General features: G+C 36.9%; 4 protein-coding genes. 1 reads left to right on the top strand and 3 read right to left on the bottom strand.

The genetic code is table 11. The annotated features are described in order from the left end of the window. The first annotated feature begins 705 nt into the window (after nt 1-705). Entirely contained in the window at nt 706-1,596 is an 891-nt protein-coding gene (locus tag GQR56_RS20945) for a tetratricopeptide repeat protein (RefSeq protein ID WP_166115277.1), read from the top strand. Nucleotides 1,597-1,770: 174 nt separating this feature from the next. On the opposite strand, the gene GQR56_RS20950 is transcribed toward GQR56_RS20945, so the two are convergent. From GQR56_RS20950 to GQR56_RS20960, 3 genes are all read right to left on the bottom strand, one after another. Further along, on the bottom strand, nt 1,771-2,091 hold the full coding sequence (locus tag GQR56_RS20950) for a hypothetical protein (protein WP_166115280.1): 321 nt from the start codon (nt 2,089-2,091) through the stop codon (nt 1,771-1,773). Nucleotides 2,092-2,099: 8 nt separating this feature from the next. After that, nucleotides 2,100-2,723: a nuclear transport factor 2 family protein gene (locus GQR56_RS20955; protein ID WP_346775788.1), complete on the bottom strand. Its 624-nt coding sequence runs from the start codon at nt 2,721-2,723 to the stop codon at nt 2,100-2,102. Nucleotides 2,724-3,045: 322 nt separating this feature from the next. Beyond that, nucleotides 3,046-3,789, bottom strand: a complete 744-nt coding sequence (locus tag GQR56_RS20960) for a ferredoxin--NADP reductase (RefSeq protein ID WP_166115283.1) — start codon at nt 3,787-3,789, stop codon at nt 3,046-3,048. Nucleotides 3,790-4,227: the final 438 nt, after the last annotated feature.

A 4,227-nucleotide genomic window follows, 5' to 3' on the forward strand; every position in this document is an offset into this window, starting at 1 on the left:
TATATGTTTTGGTGTAATAAAAAACCAAGAAGCGTTTAAGCTCCAAGAAAGTTAAATACGACCTTGAAGCTTAAAATGAGAGATGGTATCTACAAATCATATTCTTAAAATTGGATATAAAGATCTGTGACATGCAGTTACATGAGCGCGATGTAAAATCGCACCTACGGATATACTTTTGCATTATTTAATTACTTATTGATAAAGACTGATCGAATTTGAAAATGCCGGCGTAATGGTATGTGAAGGGTTTGAAAGTGGCTTTGGTTTTACCAAATCGCACATTGGAATACCCCCCTTCACCATGAAATTGTAGTTATTAAAGGTGCATTAAATAAGCCCAATGCACCTTTACTTTTTACACATTGTTTAATGTATCCCGTTATTTTTAACTAATTGAATTAAGTTAAGTAATTGTTCAGCTAAATTTAGTTAGTATGTAGTTTCTCTCCTGTGAATCCCTGCAACTTTTGTTGTTTTAAGCAGTTTTAGCCAGTTCATTTTGAACTGGTTTTTTTTTGCTTATTTTTTATGTTAAAGCATTAACGTATTAAATGTAGCCAACTTTGCTATATCACTTTGCCTCTGCGATAAATACCACGCTCAAGTTAATTTAGCTTACACATATAAACGCCCCCCAGCTCTAGTGACTTTTGGTCGTGCATGTTAAAGTTGCTATTGCAATTAATTAAATTAGGCGTACGAATGCGTTATTACATATCACTACTTTTTATTTGTTTTACATTTTTTTCGGGCATTACCAGTGCAGCAGAGCAAAGAGCAGACGCTCTTACTGAACAAGATAAACACCAAGCCCTAGACCAATTAAAAGAGCCTATGTATAAACCGCTTCTTGAGCGTTATGTTTTAGATGAACTTAAAGCCGTACGCCAAGATCAGCAAAAACTTCGTGAAGATGTAACTAAACAAGTTACCCACGCGCAACTAGATACTGCCGATCGTGCGATTACGTACACTACCGACACTATTAATAATGTATTTTTTATTATTACCGCAACTGCATCTATTTTGGTATTAGTTGGTTGGAACTCGCTGCGCGATGTTAAAAATAAAGTAGAAGACATTGTAAATACACGAGTAAGTGTAATTACTGATGAATATGAAGACCGATTAAAAATTCTTGAAGAAAAACTACGTGTACGTTCTGAAGAAATACTCAGCAACCAAGAACGTATTTCGGTTACTAACGAGGTTCATTCATTGTGGATGCGTGCAAATTTAGAAAGTGATTTTGCAAATAAAATTGAAATTTTTGACGAAATTTTAAAACGCAAACCAGAAGACGTAGAAGCAATTGCGTATAAAGCCGATGCATTACTTGAAATAAACGAGACAGCCCAAGCTATTGAGCTTTGCAACCAAGCTATTGATATAGACAGTGACTATGGTTATGCGTACTGGCAACGAGCTTGTGCTTACGCACTTACACATAAACATGCCGATGCACTAGCCGATATAAAAATGGCATTAGACTACTCACCTAACTTACGTAATGAGCTATTGCACGAAAGTGCGTTTGCAAGCTTACACGACAACGATAGCTTTAATACTATTGTTGAAGGCGAGCAGGTTTAACACGCTATTAAATTATTGCTTTGTTAGCTTGCTAAATTGAGCTATACATAAAAAATAGTGTAAACATAAAAGGGCTTAGGCCCTTTTTTTGTAGGTGCTATTTTACATCGTGCTGGGTAAATATAGATGTTGATGGTTAACAGGAAGGTTTAAGTGATGAAAATACTTTAAGTGTTAACGCTTAAAGTATAAATCAATTGATTTGGCGATTAATTCATCTAGTTGTTCTTCAAAATGATCTATATGTATTTCAAAGTGATTTAAATAAGCCTTTGCTTGAACTTGCGATAAGTTACGGCTATTTACGCTATATTGACGTTCATTTTTTTGTTTATCGTAACGCGGTAAAAATACAAACTGACTGTAGTAAGGTGATTTAATATGCTTATTAGCAAAGTGACAAAAATCTTCAATATGGTTTACGCCATCAGGACCCAAACAGCCCGGTTCGACTCGGTACATTAAATGAATTTTTTTCTCGTCGCTTACTTGCATATTAACCCTTATCTAAAAAATAATACGCGTATTATTTTACCATTTTTAACTTGATAGCTCGAAATGAGTTCTGAGCGCTTATCTATCACGTTTTCATCGGTTGAACAGGTTTCTGATAGCTCGTGATCTATTACTATATCACCATGCACTATGCGCTTAATTGGTGATGAGTGAATACACTTTAGTTTTTTAAACATAAGCCCGTAACGTGCTATTAGTTTTTCCTTTCCTTTAAATAATAGCTCATCTGGGAAAATATAAAACTCTACGTCTTCATCATATACTCGAATAAATTCTTCTATGTTACGTGCGTTGTATGCTTTAACTAATTGTTCTACCACTGCGAGTGATTCGCGTGATTGCTTAGCTTTAGTTTGCTGCTTAACGGTAAGTGCATCTTTTGCTTGCGTAACTGCTTGTTCGGCCTTCGCTACGGCAACCGCTTTTTCTGTTTTGTTTTTAGGTTTTTCTACTGGCTTTGGTGTTTCGTTACCTAATACTTTTGAATTGTCTGCTTTAGTTGGGTCGATTACTGGCTTTTTAAGCTCGGGGGCTGTGTATTCAATTGTATTTAGTTTATCGTCTACTTTTTTATCAGCATCTGATTTATCAGTATTAGTGCTTTTAGGTATGGGTTCTGAAGTCGATTCAACTTTTTGAGGTTTCTCAACCTCTGCGCTAACGCTTTGCGTGTTGCTGTTTTGCGTATTTTTATCTTCGTTAGTCACATTTTCTTTTTGGACAACAGTTTGCTCTGTACTTTTTTGTTCAGGCTCGTTTGACTCAGGTTGCTGATCTGCGGCATAAGTAATTAATGCTACAGTGGTGATTAATGCAGCTAAAATAATTGGTAACGGTTTCATAACTTTCCTAATATAAACACTAAACGCGTAATGTGGTGCAACATAGCAAATTTTAGAGTTTGCGGGTAGTGATTATGTACGCACAAAACCCTTACCAGTACTGTTCGACTGTTATATGGCCAGGCTCTCTGCGTCGGTTTCGTTTAAAGTTTTTACCTATAAGAAGCTCAGTTGTATCTTTTACCATTTGTGGGTTGCCGCAAATCATAAATTGAGCATTATTAGGTGTTGGCTCTAGTTTTACGTGCGTAAATAAAGTGTTGTTGGCAATAGCGTTAGTTATTCGCCCATTAAGCCCTTGTAATGGCTCCTCACGGCTTACAACAGGAATATAGTTAAACTTATCGGGATATACTTTTAAAAGCTCGTTAATAAGCGCTTGGTAACTTAAATCATTATTAAAGCGTACACCATGCACTAAGTTTATATGCTGATACTTTTCCCACACTTCGGGTTGCTGCAGCATTGATAAAAATGGACCAATTGCTGTGCCTGTACTGAGCATCCAAAGCTGCTCGCTTTGTGGTATTTCGTCAAGAGTAAAAAAGCCGGTGGCTCGGCGTTCAATTAATACGGTATCTCCAGGTTGCAATTTAGCTAAGCAAGGCGATAAAAGTCCATCAGCTACGTTAATAAGATAAAACTCTAGGTCAGGATTTTCGGGCGCGTTTACGTATGAATAAGCACGCGCTATGCGTTTGTCGCCATCCATTATTGAAAGCTTTGTAAACTGCCCTGCTTTAAATGGCTCTACATCGGCATGAACCGTTAAGCTAAAAAGTGTTTCACTCCACCATGTTACATTTTTTACTTTTGCATCAACCCAGTTAGACATATTTGACTCCAGAGTTCAGCTATTCAAATCCAATAAAGTTGCTTACTTTAGAGGTGCATTTTATAAGTTAAACATTAGCATTAAGTGATAGAGACTTATAGGAGAAAATGAAGTAAAGAGCGCGATGTAAAATCGTACCTACGGGTTCGGTGTTTGTGTTTTAGTAGGTGAGGTTTTATACCTCGCTTTTAATGCGCTGAAGCGTGAAGCCACGTTACATGAGCGCGATATAAAATCGCACCTACGGGTTTGGTGTTTGTGTTTTGGTAGGTGAGGTTTTACACCTCGCTTTTAATGCATTGAAGCATTGAAGCATTGAAGCATTGAAGCCATGTTACATGAGCGCGATGTAAAATCGCACCTACGGGTTCGGTGTTTACGTTTTAGTAGGTGAGGTTTTATACCTCGCTTTTAAAGCATTGAAGCCACGTTACATGA

The sequence above is a fragment of the Pseudoalteromonas sp. Z9A5 genome (assembly GCF_011378875.1).
Lineage (GTDB): Bacteria > Pseudomonadota > Gammaproteobacteria > Enterobacterales > Alteromonadaceae > Pseudoalteromonas.

Coding starts and splice junctions, on each gene's coding strand:
- GQR56_RS20945 (WP_166115277.1), top strand. CDS start 706: ATGCGTTATTACATATCACTACTTTTTATTTGTTTTACATTTTTTTCG.
- GQR56_RS20960 (WP_166115283.1), bottom strand. CDS start 3,789: ATGTCTAACTGGGTTGATGCAAAAGTAAAAAATGTAACATGGTGGAGT.
- GQR56_RS20950 (WP_166115280.1), bottom strand. CDS start 2,091: ATGCAAGTAAGCGACGAGAAAAAAATTCATTTAATGTACCGAGTCGAA.